The 17,854-nt window shown below is 69.8% G+C and carries 21 protein-coding genes; 14 read left to right on the top strand and 7 right to left on the bottom strand.

The genetic code is table 11. The features are described 5' to 3' along the window. Nucleotide 1 precedes the first annotated feature (1 nt). On the top strand, nt 2–382 hold the full coding sequence (locus tag AC3WOE_RS05275; protein WP_492688802.1) for a VOC family protein: 381 nt from the start codon (nt 2–4) through the stop codon (nt 380–382). Nucleotides 383–400: 18 nt separating this feature from the next. Here AC3WOE_RS05275 and AC3WOE_RS05280 read toward each other — a convergent pair whose 3' ends face one another. Then, nucleotides 401–817, bottom strand: a complete 417-nt coding sequence (locus AC3WOE_RS05280; RefSeq protein ID WP_492688804.1) for a DsrE family protein — start codon at nt 815–817, stop codon at nt 401–403. A 171-nt stretch (nt 818–988) separates the two neighbouring features. Between AC3WOE_RS05280 and AC3WOE_RS05285 the strand changes: the two genes are divergently transcribed. Both AC3WOE_RS05285 and AC3WOE_RS05290 read left to right on the top strand, forming a co-directional pair. After that, on the top strand, nt 989–2,254 hold the full coding sequence (locus tag AC3WOE_RS05285; RefSeq protein WP_492688805.1) for an SPFH domain-containing protein: 1,266 nt from the start codon (nt 989–991) through the stop codon (nt 2,252–2,254). Nucleotides 2,255–2,260: 6 nt separating this feature from the next. Further along, on the top strand, nt 2,261–3,760 hold the full coding sequence (locus AC3WOE_RS05290) for a hypothetical protein (RefSeq protein WP_492688806.1): 1,500 nt from the start codon (nt 2,261–2,263) through the stop codon (nt 3,758–3,760). Here AC3WOE_RS05290 and AC3WOE_RS05295 read toward each other — a convergent pair. Then, nucleotides 3,757–5,475: a sensor histidine kinase gene (locus AC3WOE_RS05295; protein ID WP_492688807.1), complete on the bottom strand. Its 1,719-nt coding sequence runs from the start codon at nt 5,473–5,475 to the stop codon at nt 3,757–3,759. The two genes, AC3WOE_RS05290 and AC3WOE_RS05295, sit on opposite strands and share 4 nt — an antisense overlap. A 143-nt stretch (nt 5,476–5,618) precedes the next feature. On the opposite strand from AC3WOE_RS05295, the gene AC3WOE_RS05300 reads away from it, so the two are divergent. From AC3WOE_RS05300 to AC3WOE_RS05335, 8 genes are all read left to right on the top strand, one after another. Further along, nucleotides 5,619–5,966 carry a YciI family protein gene (locus AC3WOE_RS05300; RefSeq protein ID WP_492688808.1) on the top strand — a complete coding sequence of 116 codons (348 nt, stop codon included), beginning with the start codon at nt 5,619–5,621 and terminating at the stop codon, nt 5,964–5,966. Between the two features lie 110 nt (nt 5,967–6,076). Beyond that, the gene (locus AC3WOE_RS05305; RefSeq protein WP_492688810.1) at nt 6,077–6,481 is read left to right on the top strand and encodes a YciI family protein; all 405 of its coding nucleotides are present in this window, start codon (nt 6,077–6,079) and stop codon (nt 6,479–6,481) included. 11 nt (nt 6,482–6,492) lie between these two features. Then, nucleotides 6,493–7,035 (top strand): SRPBCC family protein, encoded by a 543-nt coding sequence (locus AC3WOE_RS05310; RefSeq protein ID WP_492688811.1) that lies wholly within the window; start codon nt 6,493–6,495, stop codon nt 7,033–7,035. Then, a complete protein-coding gene (locus AC3WOE_RS05315; RefSeq protein WP_492688813.1) occupies nt 7,032–7,472 on the top strand; it encodes an SRPBCC family protein in 441 nt (146 codons plus the stop codon). The genes AC3WOE_RS05310 and AC3WOE_RS05315 overlap by 4 nt, the downstream gene beginning before the upstream one ends. Before the next feature lie 12 nt (nt 7,473–7,484). Further along, nucleotides 7,485–7,874 (top strand): VOC family protein, encoded by a 390-nt coding sequence (locus AC3WOE_RS05320; protein WP_492688815.1) that lies wholly within the window; start codon nt 7,485–7,487, stop codon nt 7,872–7,874. Nucleotides 7,875–7,882: 8 nt separating this feature from the next. Beyond that, nucleotides 7,883–8,287, top strand: coding sequence for a VOC family protein (locus tag AC3WOE_RS05325; protein ID WP_492688816.1), 405 nt, complete (start codon nt 7,883–7,885; stop codon nt 8,285–8,287). A 5-nt stretch (nt 8,288–8,292) separates the two neighbouring features. After that, nucleotides 8,293–8,778: a VOC family protein gene (locus tag AC3WOE_RS05330; RefSeq protein ID WP_492688817.1), complete on the top strand. Its 486-nt coding sequence runs from the start codon at nt 8,293–8,295 to the stop codon at nt 8,776–8,778. A 3-nt stretch (nt 8,779–8,781) separates the two neighbouring features. Continuing rightward, nucleotides 8,782–10,041 carry an RNA polymerase sigma factor gene (locus tag AC3WOE_RS05335; protein ID WP_492688818.1) on the top strand — a complete coding sequence of 420 codons (1,260 nt, stop codon included), beginning with the start codon at nt 8,782–8,784 and terminating at the stop codon, nt 10,039–10,041. A 6-nt stretch (nt 10,042–10,047) separates the two neighbouring features. Here the strand turns inward: AC3WOE_RS05335 and AC3WOE_RS05340 are convergent, their stop codons facing one another. Beyond that, nucleotides 10,048–10,242, bottom strand: a complete 195-nt coding sequence (locus AC3WOE_RS05340; protein ID WP_492688820.1) for a PEP-CTERM sorting domain-containing protein — start codon at nt 10,240–10,242, stop codon at nt 10,048–10,050. Nucleotides 10,243–10,424: 182 nt separating this feature from the next. Here AC3WOE_RS05340 and AC3WOE_RS05345 point away from each other — a divergent pair, with 182 nt between their 5' ends. Then, nucleotides 10,425–11,138 carry a hypothetical protein gene (locus tag AC3WOE_RS05345; RefSeq protein WP_492688821.1) on the top strand — a complete coding sequence of 238 codons (714 nt, stop codon included), beginning with the start codon at nt 10,425–10,427 and terminating at the stop codon, nt 11,136–11,138. Nucleotides 11,139–11,162: 24 nt separating this feature from the next. Here the strand turns inward: AC3WOE_RS05345 and AC3WOE_RS05350 are convergent, their stop codons facing one another. The 3 genes from AC3WOE_RS05350 to AC3WOE_RS05360 all read right to left on the bottom strand — a co-directional run bounded on the left by AC3WOE_RS05350 (nt 11,163) and on the right by AC3WOE_RS05360 (nt 15,319). Continuing rightward, on the bottom strand, nt 11,163–13,685 hold the full coding sequence (locus AC3WOE_RS05350) for a putative bifunctional diguanylate cyclase/phosphodiesterase (RefSeq protein WP_492688823.1): 2,523 nt from the start codon (nt 13,683–13,685) through the stop codon (nt 11,163–11,165). A 93-nt stretch (nt 13,686–13,778) separates the two neighbouring features. Then, a complete protein-coding gene (locus AC3WOE_RS05355) occupies nt 13,779–14,336 on the bottom strand; it encodes a DUF2242 domain-containing protein (protein ID WP_492688824.1) in 558 nt (185 codons plus the stop codon). 101 nt (nt 14,337–14,437) lie between these two features. Continuing rightward, complete coding sequence (locus AC3WOE_RS05360) at nt 14,438–15,319, bottom strand: LysR family transcriptional regulator (RefSeq protein WP_492688825.1); 882 nt, start codon at nt 15,317–15,319, stop codon at nt 14,438–14,440. An 81-nt stretch (nt 15,320–15,400) separates the two neighbouring features. Between AC3WOE_RS05360 and AC3WOE_RS05365 the strand changes: the two genes are divergently transcribed. Together AC3WOE_RS05365 and AC3WOE_RS05370 are read left to right on the top strand one after the other, a co-directional pair. Next, a complete protein-coding gene (locus AC3WOE_RS05365) occupies nt 15,401–16,435 on the top strand; it encodes an NADP-dependent oxidoreductase (protein ID WP_492688826.1) in 1,035 nt (344 codons plus the stop codon). Then, a complete protein-coding gene (locus AC3WOE_RS05370) occupies nt 16,432–17,085 on the top strand; it encodes a hypothetical protein (RefSeq protein ID WP_492688828.1) in 654 nt (217 codons plus the stop codon). Before AC3WOE_RS05365 ends, AC3WOE_RS05370 begins: the two co-directional genes overlap by 4 nt. Here the strand turns inward: AC3WOE_RS05370 and AC3WOE_RS05375 are convergent. Next, nucleotides 17,033–17,731 (bottom strand): PEP-CTERM sorting domain-containing protein, encoded by a 699-nt coding sequence (locus AC3WOE_RS05375; protein ID WP_492688829.1) that lies wholly within the window; start codon nt 17,729–17,731, stop codon nt 17,033–17,035. The genes AC3WOE_RS05370 and AC3WOE_RS05375 overlap by 53 nt on opposite strands. Nucleotides 17,732–17,854: the final 123 nt, after the last annotated feature.

A 17,854-nucleotide genomic window follows, 5' to 3' on the forward strand; every position in this document is an offset into this window, starting at 1 on the left:
TATGCTGAACAGCGCTCCCGTCACGACCATGCTGCCCGTGGCCGACATGGCCCGCGCCCGGGCCTTCTACGAGGGTCGCCTGGGCCTGGTGCCCGGCGGCCTGAGGCCGGATGGCAAGTTCGTCTACAGCGTGGGTGGCAGCACCCTGGCCCTCTTCCCCAAGCCGGGGGGCACCAAGGCCGACCACACGGCCATCAGCTTCAAGGTGGATGACATCGCCGCCAGCATTGCCGGGCTCAAGCAGGCCGGCGTCGTCTTCGAGGACTATGACTTCCCCGACTTCAAGACGGTCGACCACGTCTGCGTGCTGGGTTCGGAGAAGGCGGCCTGGTTCAAGGACACCGAGGGCAACTACCTCTGCATCCATGAAGACCTGGCCTGAGCACCGGCCGGACCGTCGTCAGGGCTTGATGTAGGCGAAGCCCTGGCCCTGCAGCTTCGCGACACGGACCACGCCGGACGCCGTGAATTCGGCTTCGGGAAGGAACTGCTCCTTCTTGAAGCCGCGGCCCTTCATGGTGTTCTCGCAGACCTCGAACCTGACGCCGCGCGCCTTCAGGGCCGTGACCTGGGCGGCGTAGTCGGCGCCATTGGCGTCCTTGTAGCCGGGCATCAGCATGTCCACGCCCGGGCCCAGGGCCACGACGGTGATCTGCGCCGTGGGGTCGCCGTCCAGGTGGTTGCGGATGTTGCGCAGGCCTTTGAGGGCCTGGGTCTGCGCATCGTCGAAGTGGTAGACCACATGCTGCTGGGCCAGGGCATGCGTCGCTGCGAAGGACAGCAGCAGGGTCGCGAACATCAGTCTGAGGAAACGCATCGTCATCTCCTTGGGGAATCGCCACCGAGTATGGCCCCGGAAGATTCCTTCCGCCACGACGGAAGACACCCACCCGCCGGCGCTCTCGTCCCTTCCCGCATGAGTTGCAACCATGGCCGCCATGCATCGCACAACCCACCCAGCGATGCAGCAACGCCAAGGAAAACCATCATGCTGCAACGCCTCAAGACTCTTGCCGCTTCCATCCGCAACGCCTTCGGCCGCGGCGCCAGCCGTGGTTTCGAGGCCGCCTCCACCGCCGCCCCGGGCGCTGCGCTTTCCCTGCGCCGCGCCCTGCCCCCGCTGCTGATCCTGACGGCCGTGACCGGCCTGGGCTATGCGGTCGTGACCCACCCGCCCCTGCAGGCCGTGCCCCACGGCCAGGCGGCCCTGCGTACCAACCAGTTCAGCGGCGGCACCACCGAGTTCCGCGAAGGCAGCTTCCTGCGCATCCCCAGCCTGCACGAAGTGCGCTTCTTCCCGCTGCGCGACCAGAGCTACCACCCCGGTGCCATTGCCAAGGCCAACGGCCAGGCACCGCTGCAGTCGGTGGAAGGCCTGTCCCTGGGCCTGGACATGAATGTGCGCTGGGCCGTGGACGAGAAGCGCCTGGCCGAGCTGTCGCGCAAGCTGCCCGACAACATCGAAGCCGACGTCATCGCGCCGGCCGTGCAGGCCGTCGTCTACAAGCAGATCGCCAAGCACACGGTGCGCGAGATCTTCTCCAGCCAGCGCGCCGAGATCGCCAGTTCTCTGGAAGCCGAGCTGCGCGCCAAGCTGGCCGGCGACGGCATCCTGCTCAAGAGCGTGCAGATCGGCTCGGTCGACCTGCCGTCCGACTACCGCCGCGGCATGGACAACCTGCTGGCCGACAGCCTGGCCAGCGAGCGCATGCGCTACACGCTGGAGATCAGCGAGAAGAAGGTCAAGGAAACCGAGCTCGAAGCCGCGGCCGACAAGGTGCGCCGCGAGACCGCCGCCGAAGCGGCCGGCCGTGAGCAGATCATTGCCGCCAAGGCCCAGGAAGAGGCCATGAAGCATGTGCTGCCCTTCAAGCAGAAGCAGATCGAGCAGCGTGCCCTGGAAGCGCAAGCCGACAGCGCCGCGCGCGTCCAGCAGGCCGAAGGCGCCGCCAAGGCGCGCCGCATCGAGATCGACGCCGAGGCCGCCGCGCGCCAGAAGCTGGCCGATGCCGAGGCCTATCGCCTGAACCAGGTCGGCAAGGCCACGGCCACCCAGATGGCGGCCGAGGGCGCCCTGCTGACCAAGCACCCGCTGCTGGTGCAGAAGGCCATGGCCGACAAGCTGTCGGACAAGGTGCAGGTCATCATCGCCCCGCCCGGCTCGGGGGGCTTCATCGGCAACGCGCTGCTGGCCGGCACCTCGCCCCAGCCCAAGGCCGCGGCCGAAGGCAATGGCGAAACGGAGAAGGAGTAAGCCATCATGCGTCGCATTGCCCTGATCGTCGTCGCCTCCGCGGTCGCTGCCGTCGTCATGACCAAGGCCGAAGCCGCGACCCCCGCCGAGCTGCCCGCCTTCCCGCGCGCCGGCCTCGTCGTGCAGGACTCGCCGCTGCGCGGCGCGCCGCGCGACACCGCCTCGCTGCAGGCCCAGATGGGCCGTGGCGAGGCGCTGGAGATCCGCGCCGAGCGCGGTGACCACTGGCAAGTGTGGGATTACCGCCGCGAGCGCGGCGGCTGGATGCGCAAGGGCCAGGTCCTCGTCATGCCGCGTGGTGATGGCGCCAGCGCCGAGCTGCTGTCGCAGCTGCGACTGGCCCGCCAGCAATGGGGCACCGAAGGCCTGGGCCTGGGCCTGGCCGCGGCCTATGTGCAGGTGGCCACGCCGGCCGAGATGGCCGGCCCCGGCGGCGCCGAGACCATGGAGGCTATGGGCACGTTTGCCGAGCGCATCGCCGACCGCGCCTCCCTGCCTGCGGCCAAGCCGACCGAGGGTCAGCTGGCGGCACAGATGGACGTGGCGGCACGCTATGGCCTGAAGTTCGAGTCCTTCGATGCCGAGGAGGGTCGGGTGCAGGTCTGCTACGACGGTGAAGCCTTCCGCCGCATGCTGGCGGCGGCAGCCACGCCCGAGCAGCGCGTGCGCGCCGCCCTGGCCCTGACGCGCCCGGACTGCCTGAACCCGCGCGCGACGGCGCGTGAAGCCGAGGCGCGCGACCAATGGCGCCAGCAGGTGCTGGCCCAGGTGGATGCAGCCGCGTTGCCGGTGCACTGGAAGAACCGTCTGCTGATGCGCCGCGCCTCGGTCGCCGCCAGCCTGGCCTTCGCCCAGGCACGGCGGAATCCGGGTGGTTCCGGCGCCGAAGCCGTGCCGGCCCTGGCCGAGTTCGCCGGCATCGTGCCCACCGAGCTGACCGAGGACGACCAGGCCGCCTACGCCGATACCGCCATGCGCGTGAACGCCGCGCGCTGGCTGGGCACGAGCGCGACCGCGCGTGACTTCGGTGCCGTGCAGCTGGCGCTGGTGCCCGGTGCCGATGGCGAGCGCTGCGTCGAACTGAAGGAAGGCGGCAAGCTGGCCACGCGCCGCTGCAGCTATGGCCAGATCGCGCTGGCCTCGGCCTCGCTGAACCGCGAGGGCCGTGCCCTGACCCTGGCCGCCCAGCCCCTGGACGGCTGGCGCGAGCTGTGGGTCTTGCTGAAGGAGCCGGGCAAGAACGGCGGCTGGCGCATCGAGGTCATGCCGCCGGCGCCTGCCCAGCCGGGCCTGGGCGTGGCCGAGTTCGCCGGTTGGGTGCCGGGCGGCGCGCAGATGCTGCTGGCGCGCGAGTTCCGCGCCGACGGCAAATACCGCCGCAGCTTCGAGGTCGTGTCCCTGGCCACACTGACGACCGAACGCCAGTCCAGCGAGCCAGCGCTGATGGGCGCTTTTCAGCGCTGGAGCGACCCCGCCTGGCGAGGCAGCTCGCCGATCCGCCGCTAAGCCGCGAGGGCGAGCGCCGTGTCGCCCTGCAACGGCAACTCCAGCCGGGCCACCGTGCCCTGGCCCGGCTGGCTCTCCAGCTCCAGGTTGCCGCCCAGCATGCCGCTGACCAGGCTGTGGGCGACGAACAGGCCCAGGCCGCTGCCGCCCTGGCCGAATGTCGTCGTGAAGAAGGGCTCGAAGGCGCGGGCCAGGTCGGCCGCGGGCATGCCCGCGCCGTTGTCGCGCAATTCCAGCGTCAGGCGGTCGTCGCCGCTGCGGCGCGCGATGACGCGGATCTGGCGGATCTGGCCGCCGTCCCGGTCGCGGAAGGCATGCAGGCAGGCGTTCTCCAGCAGTTGCTCCAGCACCTGCTGCATCACCTCGGGATAGCCGTCGAGCGCGAAACCGTCGGGCAGGTCGCAGGCCAGCTGCACGCCCTCCGCCGCCTGGCGGGTCTGTACGCGGGCCCAGGCTTGCAGCACGGCCTCGCGCAGGTCGAATCGCGAGCGCACCGCGCGGCCGCTGCCCTCGGTCAGCTCCTTGAAGCGGTTGACCAGGCGCAGTGCGCGGTCGACGTTCTGCTCGACCAGCTCGGTGCCGGTGCGCGTCTGCGCGATCCAGTCCACCAGCTCCTGGCGCTTCAGCGGCGCGCCGCCGGCCATGCGCTCGGCAAAGCTGGCGCTGCCGGCGCGCAGCGCGCTGGCGCTGAGCAGGGCATTGCCCAGCGGCGTGTTCATCTCGTGGGCGATGCCGGCCAGCAGCTGGCCCAAGGCCGCCAGCTTGCGGCTGTTGACGAGTTCGTCCTGCGTGGTGAGCAGCTCGGCCGTGCGGGCCTGGACCTGCTCCTCCAGCCACTGCGCAGTGCGGCGCCTTTCCTCATCGCGGCGTGCCTGGTCGATGGCGATGCCGGCCAGGTGGCTGGCGGTGTTCAGCGCGCTGATCTCTTCGGCGCTGGGGCGGCGCACCTCGCGGTAGTACATCGCGAAGCTGCCGATGACGCCCTGGTTGGCGGCGTGGATGGGGGCCGACCAGCAGGCCTTGAAGCCAAAGGGCAGGGCCAGCTCGCGGTAGGCCGCCCACAGCGGGTGGCTGGCGATGTCGTCGACGATGACGAGGCGGTCGTCGAACATGGCGGTGCCGCAGGAGCCGGCGGTGGGACCGATCTCGGCGCCTTCCAGCGCGTTCATGTAGTCGACCGGCATGCGCGGGCCGGCGCCCACACGCACATGCCTGCCGTCCAGGTCCAGCAGCAGCACGGTGCAGTACAGGCCTTCGAACTGCGATTCGATGAGTGCGGTCAGCCGGTTCAGCACGGGTTGCAGGGCCTGGCCGGTGGCCACCATCTCCAGCAGCTCGTTCTTGGCCTGGTTCAGCACCTCGGCGAACTGCATGCGGCTGACGTCCACCATGCAGACGGCGACCTGCGGTTCGCCGTCGCGCTCGGTCAGCGTCAGATGCAGTTCATGGGGTCGGGTCTCGCCGGCGCGAGTCTGGAAGGTCCAGGGCAGGCTCAGTGAACCGCCCTGTTGCAGCTGCGCCAGCACGCCGTCCAGCGTGGCAGCCGAAGGCCGGCCGTCGGGTTGGCGCAGCGGGCAAAGCAGCGACAGTGGCATGCCGCGCAGGGCCTGCGCGTCATAGCCCAGTACCTTGGCCCGACCCGAGGCTGCGCCGACGATGGGCAGCTCGGGCGTGGCCTTCACGAGCAATATCGCGACATGGGTCATGTCGTGCATCTCGGCCTCCGCTGAGTTGCGAGCTTATGCATCCCGCTGAGGTCCGACTGTGCCCCATCCCGGCGATTCACCCAACTGCTGTCAGAAATGAGGAGGGACTGGCGCCAGAATGCCGCCCATCGCCACCGACCGCGGACCCGACCATGCCCCAGATGCTGCTCATCGTCGAACCCATTGGCCAACGTGCCGAACGCGGCCGCGTCGCCGGTGAGGCCGTCTACCAGCGCATGCTGGACTTCGCCGCTGAGCTGAAGGAGGCCGGCCTGCTGCTGGGCACCAATTCGCTGGGCACCGCGGCCAAGCGCTATGCCAGGCGCGACAGCGGCGCCCAGGTCTGGGACGGCCCCTTTGCCGAAGCCAAGGAGATGGTGGGCGGCTATTTCCTGCTCGATACCGAGGACCCGGCCGTCGCCATGGCCTGGGCCGAGCGCTGCCCGGCCGCGGAGTGGGCGACCGTCGAGATCCGCGGAGTCGGCCCCTGCTATATGTAGGGGGATTAGGTAATTTCCCGGAGTTTGTCGATTCCGGGTCGCATGGATCGTCGTGGGAATGAAGGCAGCAAAACCAAACGGTCTGCCTCGTCAAACCCAGGAGACCTGTCATGCGCTTCATGATCCAAGTCCGCGCCAGAGCCACCAGCGAGCGCGGCGACCCGCCCGGCCCCGAGTACGCCAAGCTCTTCGAGGAGATGGGCGCCTTCCACGAGGAAATGGCACGCGCCGGCGTGCTGCTCGACGGCGCAGGCTTGCGCCCGAGTCGTGATGGCTGGCGGCAGCGCTATCGAGCCGATGGCAGCCACGAGGTCATCGACGGTCCCTTCGTCGAGACCAAGGAGTTGATCGCGGGCTACACGCTGATCCAGGTGCGGTCCGAGGAAGAGGCGCGAGCCTGGGCCAGCCGCTTTCCCCGCCCCTTCCTCGAGGAAGGCTGCGAGATCGAGGTGCGTCGTCTCTACGAAGACGCCGACTTCGCGCCCGGTGGCGACATGGCCATCCGCAGCGAATGAAGGAGAGCCCCATGAGCAACCTCTCCATCATCCTGATCTGCCTGGGCACGGCCCTGGCGCTGCTGCTGGCCTTTGCAGCCACCCGTCCCGACGAGTTCCGCGTCGAGCGCCGCCTGCGCATCGCGGCCCCGGCCGACAAGCTCTGGCCTCTCGTCAGCGAGTTGCGCGGCTTCAACCGCTGGAACCCCTACGAACGCAAGGACCCGTTGATCAAGAGTGCCTACAGCGGCGCCGCCAGCGGCGTCGGCTCCCGCTACGACTGGGACAGCAAGGAGGTCGGCAGCGGCAGCCTGGAGATCACCAGCCAGCAGCCCGGCCGCGCGGTGCAGATGAAGCTGGATTTCGTGAAGCCCTTCGAGGCCCACAACCAGGCCGAGTTCGCGCTGCAGCCCACCGCCGACGGCGCCACCGAGGTGCGCTGGACCATGAACGGCCCCGCCAACTTCATCAGCAAGCTAATGGGCATCTTCATCGACATGGACAAGATGGTGGGCCGCGATTTCGAAGACGGCCTGCAGAACTTGCGCCAGATCGCGGAAGGGGGCACGGCATGAAGGACCTGCAGTTCGGCGTCGACATCGCCGCTCCGGTCGCGCGGGTCTGGGACTGCATGTTCGACCCCATCGCCTACCGCGACTGGACCAGCGCCTTCGCCGAGGGCTCCTACTTCGAAGGCCACTGGAAGGCCGGCCGCCGGCTGCGCTTCCTCGACCCGCGCGGCTTCGGCATGGAGGCCATCGTCGACGAGCGCGTCGAGCACGAGAAGCTGTCGCTGCGCCTGGTGGGCGAGATCAAGGACGGCCGGCCCTTGGCCGACAGCCCGCTGGCCCGCGATCCGGCGCACGAGCGCTATGTCTTCCGCGCCACGCCGGCGGGAACGCACCTTGCCATCCACCTGCAGAGCTGGAACGACGGCTTCACCGACTTCCTGCAGACCACCTGGCCCCAGGCCCTGCTTCGCCTCAAGGCCCTGTCCGAAACACCGACCTGAAGAGAACCCACCATGCAGATCAAGATCGCATCCGTCTTCGTCGACGACCAGGCCAAGGCCCTGGCCTTCTACACGGAGAAGCTCGGCTTCAGGAAGATGGCCGACATCCCGATGGGCCCGACCTACCGCTGGCTGACCGTCGTGTCGCCCGACGGCATCGAAGGGGTCGAACTGGCCCTCGAGGCCCTGGGCTTCGCGCCCGCCAAGGTCTACCAGAAGGCCCTCTACGACGCCAACATGCCCTGCACCGCCTTCGTCACCACCGACGTCGAAGCCGAGGCGCAGAAGCTGCGCGAACGTGGCGTCGTCGTGCGCGGCCAGCCCGAGAACATGGGCCCCATCAAGGCCGTCATGTTCGAGGACGGCTGCGGCAACCTCATCCATCTCGTCCAACCTCTGTGAGCCCCGCCATGCACAAGCAGATCTACGTCAACATGCCCGTCAAGGACCTGGCCGCCAGCAAGGCCTTCTTCGAGGCCGTCGGCTACAAGTTCAACCCGCAGTTCACCAACGACAAGGGCGCCGGCATGGAGCTGGGTGAGAACCTCTACGCCATGCTGCTGGCCGAGGACTTCGCCAGGACCTTCACGCCCAAGGCCTTCCCGGATGCCAAGACCGCCACCACCGGCTGGGTCTGCCTGAGCTGCGAGAGCCGCGCGGAGGTCGACGCCCTCGTCGCCAAGGCCAAGGCCGCCGGCGGCAACATCCCCGGCGAGGCGCAGGACCATGGCTTCATGTACGGCCATGGCTTCGAAGACCTGGATGGCCACCACTGGGAACTGGTCCACATGACCGGCATGCCTCCTCAGGAGTAAGCACCATGAAGATCCAGCAAAAAATCACGCCCTTCATCTGGTACGAGAAGGGCGCCGAGGACGCGGTCGCGCACTACTTGAAGGTCTTCGGCAGCGGCCAGGTCACGCACACGCAGCGCTGGGGCGAGAACTCGCCGGGCGAGGCCGGCACGGTCATGGTGGTGCAGTTCGAACTGCTCGGCCAGCAGATGACGGCCTTCAACGGCGGCCCGCACTTCAAGCTCACCGAGGCCTTTTCGCTGATGGTCGCCTGCGAGGACCAACAGGAGATCGACCACCTCTGGACCGAGCTGCAGGCCGGCGGCGGCCGCGAGAAGGCCTGTGGTTGGGTGGAAGACGCCTGGGGCCTGTCCTGGCAGGTCATCCCTGCGACCTGGTTCGACATGATCCGCGACCCCGATCCGGCCCGCGTGCAGCGCGTCTTCCAGGCCATCTGGCAGATGCAGAAGATCGACCTCGCCGCCCTTCAACGCGCCTACGACGGAGCTTGAGGGGTGGACCATGCCGAGCTGGCCGCGGGCGTCTGGCGCATCGAGCGCAGCCGCCTCGTCGGCGCCGCCGCCAAGATGCTGCGCGACCTCGACGAAGCCGAGGACTGCGCCCAGGACGCCCTCATCGCCGCCATGGAGACCTGGCCGCGCGACGGCCAGCCCGCCAACCCTGCCGCCTGGCTGATGACCTCCACCCGCAACAAGGCCCTGGATCGGCTGCGCCGCCGCGCCATGCTGGAGCGCGAGCATGAGCATCTCGCGGCCGACGACGAGGCCGCCGGTACCCATGTCGTGCCGGACTTCGTCGACCACCTCGATGCCGCGCGCGACCAGGCCGAGATCGGCGACGAGCAGCTGCGCCTGATCTTCATCGCCTGCCATCCGGTGCTGCCGCGCGAGGCCCAGGTCGCGCTGACGCTGAGACTGCTTGGCGGCCTGGAGACGCCCGAGATCGCCCGCGCCTTCCTGCAGCCCGAGGCGACCGTCGCCCAGCGCATCGTGCGCGCCAAGAAGGCCCTCAACGGCCAGGCCTACGAGCTGCCCGGCCCGGCCGAGCGCGAGCAGCGCCTGGGCGCGGTGCTCGCCGTCGTCTACCTGATCTTCAACGAGGGCCACAGCGCGGGCAGTGGCGCCAGCCTGCTGCGCCCGACCCTGTGCGACGAAGCCCTGCGTCTGGCGCGCCAGCTGCAGCATCTGCTGCCCGGGGACTCCGAGGTGCACGGCCTGGCCGCCCTGCTGGAGATCCAGGCCTCGCGCCTGCCCGCCCGGATGGATGCGCAAGGACGACCCGTGCTGCTGCCCGACCAGGATCGCCGGCGCTGGGACCCGCTGCTGATCCGCCGCGGCCTGGTTGCGCTCGAGCACGCGCTGGGCCTGGGCGAGCCCGGCCCCTACACGCTGCAGGCCGTCATCGCGGCCTGCCATGCACGCGCCGCCCGGGCCGAGGACACGGACTGGCGTGCCATCGTCAGCGGCTACGACCGCCTGCTGGCCATGAACCCCTCACCCGTCATCGCGCTGAACCGCGCCGTGGCCATCAGCTTCGCGCGCGGCCCGGCGGCCGCCTTGCCTTTGCTGGAGCAGCTGGCCGCCGAGCCGCAGCTCAAGCGCTACCCCTTCCTGGCGGGTGCCCAGGCCGATGTGCTGGAGCGACTGGGCCGCGCCGTCGAGGCGCGCGAGGCCTATCTTCGGGCGGCCGAGCTGACCGACAACGAGATGCAGCGCGAGCTGTTGCAGGCACGCGCCGCTCGCTTGGCGAACTGAAGCGTGCTATTTGCGGCGGATGAACTTCGCCACCGCCAGCATGCCCAGGGCCAGGGCCACCAGCGGCCAGCTGCCGGGCTCGGGCGTCGGGCAGGGCGGCGCGCCGGGAACGCCGCAGTTGGCCTGGGCCGCCGCCAGCAGGGGGGCGAAGGCCAGGGCGGCCACGGCCGTGCGGGTCGCCAGGGTGGACATGGTGTTCATGGGGTCACTCCTTGTCCGGAATCCCTCCGGTTCGAAGAGCTTGGGCGGCGCACCGCTGCGTTTCAAATCCGGCTTGTCCTGCAAACCGGTGGCAAACCCTTGGATCGGGGGAGGTGTCGGCAGGGCGGTACGAAGCGGGTTTCTTTGCGATGCAGCGAACGCCCTTGCCGCATGATGGCTGCATGTTGCGTCGCCACCTTGCCGCCTGGGCGGCGGGCCTGCTGTCCTGGGCCGGGCCTGCCGCCGCGGCCCCCGTCGCGGAGCCGGTGCGCCTGGTTGTCAGCCCGGCGGCGTCGGCGCGCGGCAACGAGATCGCGGACGCGGCCATCGCGCTGCTGATGCGGCATGCGGGCCTTTCCTACACGCTGGCGCGCGAGCCGGTCGAGCGGGCGGTGGCGAGCTTTCGCGCCGGCCTCTACGACGCCGACATGCTGCGCCTGCCGAAGTTCGACCAGGTCGTGCCTGGCGCCCTGCGCGTCGACCCGCACTTCCTCAGCACCACGGTCATGGCCTTCAGCCGGTCGGCGTCGCTGGCGCCGACCTCCTGGGCGGAGCTGGGGACACTGAAGCTGGCCCATGTGCGCGGCATCAAGGCCATGGAGCTGGCCCTGGCCGGCCGCGCCGGCGTCGAGACCACGAGCTCGGCCGAGTCCTGCCTGGGCATGGTCGCCATGCGGCGCGTCGACCTCTGCCTGCTGAACGCCGAGCGCGACTACGACCCGCCCTTGCTGGTCAATGACGTGACCCTGCACCGCAGCGTGCTGGCACGCGTGAACCTGCATGTCTGGGTCGCGCCGGGCCAGCAGGCCCTGGCCCAGCGCCTGTCCGCGGCGATGAAGGCGGCGCTGGCCAGCGGTGAACTGGAGCGCATCGCGGGCGGCAACCGGGCGCCTTGATCAGGGCCGCGTCGAGCCGTGGCGCTAGTGATCGCCCGCGCTGAATCGCGTGTCCGGCAGGTGCATCAGGTTGCGCATTTGCAGCCTTGTCGACGGCCAGGCCGTCAACGGCGGGTTGACCGAATCCAGCTGGGCGTCGCGCGCGGCGGCCAGCCCCTGGCGGTGGGCCAGCTCGACGAAGGCCTGGGTGGCGTCGCGCGGCAGGGCCTGGGCGAACAGGAAACCCTGGCCGAGGCCGCAGCCCAGTTCGGTCAGCACCTGCTGCTGCTCGGGGGTCTCGATGCCCTCGGCCACCGTGTGCAGGCCCAGGGCCTGGGCCAGCTCGTGGATGGCCGAGACGATGGCCCGCGCCGTCGGGCCGGCGCGCGGGTGGTCGAGGTCGGTGATGAAGGCGCGATCGATCTTCAGCTGGTCCAGCGGCAGGCGGCGCAGATAGGCGAGCGACGAGAAGCCGGTGCCGAAGTCGTCCAGCGCGATGCGAACGCCCAGGGCGCGCAGCCGTGTCAGCAGGTCGATGGCGTGGTTGCCGTCGTTCAGCAGGGCCGATTCGGTCAGCTCGATCTCAAGGCGGTCGGCGGGCAGGCCGCTGCGCTCCAGCGCTTCCAGCACATGCAGCTCGAGCGGGCTGCGCTCGAATTGCAGGGCCGACACATTGACGGCCACGCGCAGGTCGCCCGGCCAGCGCGCGGCGTCGCGGCAGGCCACCAGCAGGGCCCAGGCGCCGATGGCGACGATGAGGCCGCTGTCCTCGGCCAGCGGGATGAAGACGGCCGGCGGCACCAGGCCGCGGGTGGGATGACGCCAGCGCATCAGCGCCTCGAAGCCCAGCAGCTTGCGACTGGCCAGCTCGATCTGCGGCTGGTAGTGCATCTCCAGTTGACCCGCGTCCAGGGCCAGGCGCAGGTCGGCCAGCAGCGCCAGGCGGTCCTGGGCCTCCTGCTGCAGGGCCGGTTCATAGAGCACCAGCCGGTCGCGCCCGGCGGCCTTGGCGGCGAACAGGGCCAGGTCGGCCGCGCGCAGCAAGGGGTCGACCGCCTGGGCGTGGCGCGGCGCACAGGCGGCGCCGATGCTGGCGCGCACGTCGATCTCGTGGCCGGCGATGGACACGGGCACGCGCAGGGCCGAGCGCAGCTGCTTGCCCAGGCGCTGCGTGGCCTCGGGCGTCAGCTCGCCGCGCAGCAGGATGGCGAACTCGTCGGCGGCCAGCCGCGCCACCAGGTCGCCACTGCCGCGCCGGGAGGCCAGGCTGTCGCGCAGGCGTTCGCCCACGGCGGCGAGCAGGTGGTCGCCGGCGGCATGGCCCAGGCTGTCATTGACCTGCTTGAAGCAGTCCAGATCCAGCAGCAGCACCGTGCAGGGCGAGATGGGCCCGCCGCCGCCGAGATACAGGGCCAGGCGGCGGTGGAACTGATGGCGGTTGGCCAGGCCGGTGACGGGGTCCTGGTCGGTCAGGCGCAGCAACTCGCGCTCGCGCTCGCGCACCTCGCTGACATCGCTGCCCACGCCGCGCCAGCCGCCATCGCCTTCGAGGCGGCGGCCGCTCAGCGCCCACCAGACGTCCTCGCCGTCGATGCGCAGGTGCAGGGCGTGATCGCGCAGCGGCTCGGACGCCAGCAGCGCGTCGCCCAACCGGTCCAGGCGCTGCCGAGCCTCGGCGTTGTCCGGGGGCAGGTGGCGGCTCAACAGGGCCAGCAGGGGTTCGCCGACGAGGTCCTGGGTGGGCTTGCCCAGGCGCTCGGCCATGCGCTGCGACACATGGCGCAGGCGGCCATCGCGGCCGAGTTCCCACAGCCAGTCGCTGGCATGGTTCTCGAAGTCGCGCAGCAGCAGCGACACGGTGAGCCGGTCACGCGCGGCGGCGTGCTGGGCGTGGCGCCCCTGCAGGAAGAGGCGGGCGTTCAGCAGGGCCGCCATGCACAGCACGATGGCGTACAGCGGCAGCAGCGGCAGCAAGCCGTCCATCCATGGCAGGGGAAGCAGCGCGATGCCGACGGCCAGCGTGCCGCAGGCGCCGACGATCCAGGCGATGGCCACGGCCGGCAGCAGCGCGAACATCCACGCCGCGGCGGCGATGGCGCCGGCCACGGTGGCCACCAGCGGCGCATGCAGGCTGGCCGGGACCTGCTGGGCGACCTGCAGCAGCAGCAAGCAGTCCAGCACGCCACCGATGAATAGGTCCAGGGCCAGCAGCAGGCCGGCCGCAACGCCACGCGGCGGGGCGCCCGGCGAGCGGTGGCGGTGCTCATGCCACCAAAGTGCGAAATTGAAGCCGTTGAGGGCCACCAGCCCGAACAGCGTGGGCGCGATGGTGAGCAGATCGGCGTGGCCGGCGATGGCCACCAGCAGCAGGCCGACGGCGATGGACGTGGCGATGACGGAGGCGGGCAGCTGGTCGACGACGGCGCGCCACTGGTCGTCGCGCAGGCGCGCAGCCTCGGCGGCATCGCCCGGCACCTTCCAGGCGGCGTCGATCAGGCGCCGGAAGCCCGACAGCGGCCGCCAACCTGGCGCCGCAGGCAGGGCGAAAGGAGGCGGCGGCTCGACCATGGCCGGACCATCCTAGGCGCGCGCAGGCTCGCGTGGTTGTGACGCAATGCCTGAGAAATGATTTATTCCAAGGTGATTTTTGACATCAAGCCGTCAGCGCGACGCGGTGTTCTCGCGCAGCATGCGCTGCATCAGCGTGAAGAAGCGGTCGTAGAACTCGCCGGCTGGGATGGTCTCGGACGCCACCTTGACGAGGGCGTCGTCGCTCGATGACAGCGGCACCGAGATCGAGCCCAGCGCGCTGAGGCCGAGGCTGGCGGCCTGGTTGCTCTTCTTCAGTGCGTAGCGGTCCTGCTGGGCGCTGACATAGGCGGTGGCGATCTGCTGCTTGGGGCCGTCGCCCACGCAGACGACGTTGAAGGCGATCTCGACGTGCACTTCGCCCGCGGGCTGGAAATGCTTGGCGCCCTGCACGACGCCGCTGGCGGCCTTGCTGATCACATAGCCTTGGCTGAGCAGGGCGCGGCGCGCCGCCTCGCAGGTGTCTTCGACATTGGCATCGAAGAGCCGCGAGAAGGTCTCCTCGGCGGCAAAGCTCTCGCCCTGGTAGACAGACTTCTCGGCTTTGGTCGACCGGGACGGCAGACCGCCGCAGCCGGCCAGCAGGGAGGCGAGCAAGGCGGTCAGGGCAAGGGTGCGAATGCTTGGCATACCGGGATTATTCCGTCGTCAGGTTGCGCTTTGTTGCCGGACTTTGCGCGGGCGGTGGCGCAGGCCAACGCAGCCGGGGCCGGTGCCGATGACAGGGCAATTCAGGAGCCGGTGGCCAGCCAGGCCGCCAGCCAGCCGCCGGTGGTGGCCGGGCGCCACACCAGATGGACCTGCTCGACGCAGTCGTAGGGGCAGTCGGGCACGGTGAGGCGCACAAGGTCGCCCTGCTGGGCCAGCGCAAAGTCGGGCAGATAGGCCAGGGCCTGGCCGCCGCGCACCAGGTTGATGAGCAGTTGCAGGTCGTCCAGCCAGAAGCGGATGCGTCGTGGCAGGCGGTCGTCGCGCCAGCCGTCGGCGCGGCTGCCGCGCTCCAGGCCGCAGAACATCGAATGCTGGGGGCAGGCGAAGTCGTGCTGCAGCACCTCGGCGGTGGGCACCTCGGTGCGGCCGGCCAAGGGGTGGCCGGGGCCCGCGGCGAGCTGCATGCGAATCTCGCCGAGCCGCTTGGCTGCCAGCCCGGCCGGCAGGGCGGCGCCCAGGGCGACGCCCGTGACCAGGGCCAGGTCGCCCTCGCCACGCGCCAGGGCGGCCAGCGCGGCGTCCTCGAACAGCGTCGCGAAGGCCAGGCTGGCCTGCGGCTGTCGTGCCGAAAGCTGGCCGGCGAGGGCTGCACCAAACCCCCATTGCAGCACGGCCGGTGCCAGCAAGCGGCAATGTGAGCGCAGGCTCACGCCGCGAAATTCGGCTTGCATCTGGTCGGCCAGCGTGACCAGGGCCAGGGCCCGTTCGCGCAGTCTGTCCCCCGCCGCGTTCAGGCGTATGGCCTTGCCGACGCGGTCGAAGACCGGCGTGGCCAGCGAGGCCTCCAGGCGCTTGACGGCTTTGGACAGGGCCGACGGCGTCTGGTGCAACTCGTCCGCCGCCGCGCGCAGATTGGCGTGGCGGGCGATGACGAGAAAGCTGCGCAGGTCGGTGATGTCCATGGCTGTTTGTGTCTTGTCGGGCACCGATTGTCGACTTTGTTTTGCTTCACAGGCACGATCTATGGTTGAAGAATCACTGCCATGGACGCCTTCATCGACAACCGCCAGTGGCTTTACCGCCGCCATCCCGAGGGCCTGGTCGGGCCTGAGCATTACGAACTCGTCAGCGCGCCGCTGGCCACCGCGCTGTCGGCCGGCGAGGTGCTGGTCGAGGCGAAGTACTGGTCGGTGGACCCGTATATGCGCATCAACCAGTCGCTCAAGCGCACCTACAACGAGCTGCCGCATGCGCTGGACACCGTGCAGACGGCCGGCGTCGTCGGCCGCGTGCTGGCATCGTCCGTGCCGGCGCTAGCCGCGGGTGACTGGGTCGAGGGCATGCTGGGCTGGCAGACGCATGCGCGCGTCCACCACTCGGTGCTGCGCAAGCTTGACCCGTCGCTCGCACCGCCGTCCACCGCCATCGGCGTGCTGGGCATGCCGGGCCGCACGGCCTGGTTCGGGCTGATGGAGTCGGGTGTTCCGAAGGCGGGCGAGGTCGTCGTCGTGTCGGGCGCGGCCGGGGCCGTGGGCTCGCTGGTGGCGCAGTTCGCGCTGAAGAACGGCTGCCGCGTGCTGGGCATTGCCGGCGGTGCGGCCAAGTGCGGCTGGCTGCGCGAGACGCTGGGCCTGACCTGGGCGGTGGACTACAAGGCCCATGCCAACACTGAATCGCTGGCGAACGAGATCAAGGCATCGACTGGCGGCGTGGATGTTTATTTCGACAACGTCGGTGGCTGGATCACCGACGCCATCATTCCCCTCATCAACCGCCGTGCCCGCATCGTCATCTGCGGCGCCATCAGCCAGTACTCGGGCGGCCTGGACGCGCCCGAGCTTGGCCCGCGCTTCCTGCACCACATGCTCTACCAGCGCGCCACCATCCAGGGCGTGCTGGCCCGCGACTATCTGCACCGCATGGACGAGATGCTGCGCGTCGTCGGGCCCATGGTGCAACGGGGCGAGATCGTCTTCGAGGAGACGGTGGTCAAGGGTTTCGAGAAGCTGCCGGCGACGCTGCAGAGCCTGTTCACCAGCGACCACCGCGGCAAGTTGATCGTGGAGGCCGCCGAATGAAGCGCCGTGCCCTGCTGACCCTGGCCGCCCTGCCGCTGCTGGCGCGCGCCGAGGAGGCTGCCATGGGCGGCCACGGCATGGCCGTCTTCGGCGGCCGCGAGGGCCTGTACGCCTCGCATCTGCCGATGTTCCACACGCCGCACGACAGCCAGCTCGTGTTCCGCTTCCATCTCGCCGACGCGACCGCCGACAAGGCGCTGCGCGAGACGCTGGCGCGCGAGCCCAGGCTGTGGACCTTCGACCCCGAGCCATTCGACCTGCTGCGCTTCGCACCGGGCCATGCCAAGCCCCTGCGCGAGTTCAAGGCCCGCTTTTTCGAGGGCCATTTCGAGCGCGGCGGCAAGCCCCAGGCGGCCGAGCAGCGCGTCGTCATCGACGAGGTGCTGCTGTTCCGCCGCCTGAGCCCCGCGCCGCGCGAGGCCTCGACCGGGCGCTATCGGCTGATCGGCAAGGGCAGTGAGTGGTTCGCCTTCAAGACCATCGACCGGCGGCCGGATTTCGACCACATCGTGCGCTTGCAGTCTCCCGAGGTAAGAGGCGAGGCCGATGTGCCGCTGCAAGGCGTCGCCAGGCCCAGCGCCGCCGTCCAGGGTGCCTTCAAGGCGCAGGGCCTTGCCGAGATCTATTTCGAGACCGACGACCTGCGCTGAGTTTGGCCAGACCTGCGTTGGAGCGGCGTCGAGCCCCGAAGGCCCACGCCGACACGGCAAGGCCCACCAGGCCCAGGCTGGCGGGTTCCGGAAGTCGGCCGCTGTCGCGTACCCGGTAGACCGCGACGTCGTCGACGTTCAGGAAGAAGTCGTCATCCCGCAGCGACAGGGTCAGCGTTGCGAACACGTCGCTGGCCATCGGATCGATGACGATTTCGCTGTAACCGGACCCAGCGATATCGCTGGCGGAATACACCAGCGCGCCGTTCCAGTAGACGTCCAGCTCGGTTTTGCTGGTGAAGCCCGAGAGGTTGGCCAGCCACAGATGGATGTTGTAGTGGGCGCCGGCCACCGTCGCGAGCGTCTGCAAGATGCTGCCGGGCGTACCGATGCCACCGCCCATGAAGGAGTTCGAGCCACTGTGGGCGTTGGCGGAGGAGGAGTCGATGGCGTAGTCGAAGCCCTCGGCCAGGAAGCCCGACGCCGTCCAGCCGGAACCCGCCATCGACGTGGTGTTCTCGAACCCGCCGTTCACGACGAGATTGGGACCGAACTCCGACCCCACCGGTCCGGCCTGCACCGCGGACAGGCCGCATGCGCAGGCCAAAGCAGCAAGGCTGCGGGCCACAAGCCATCTGGAGATCATGGGGCCTCCCGTTAGGACCGAGTACCGGACACGGTACTGATTCATTCGATGGCTGGCATCCCTACGCGGAAGTACGTGGCCCACCCCTCCTGGGGGTGTCCCTTCCTGGAATGACCGTGCGTT

This window comes from Roseateles sp. FW305-36, assembly GCF_058787015.1.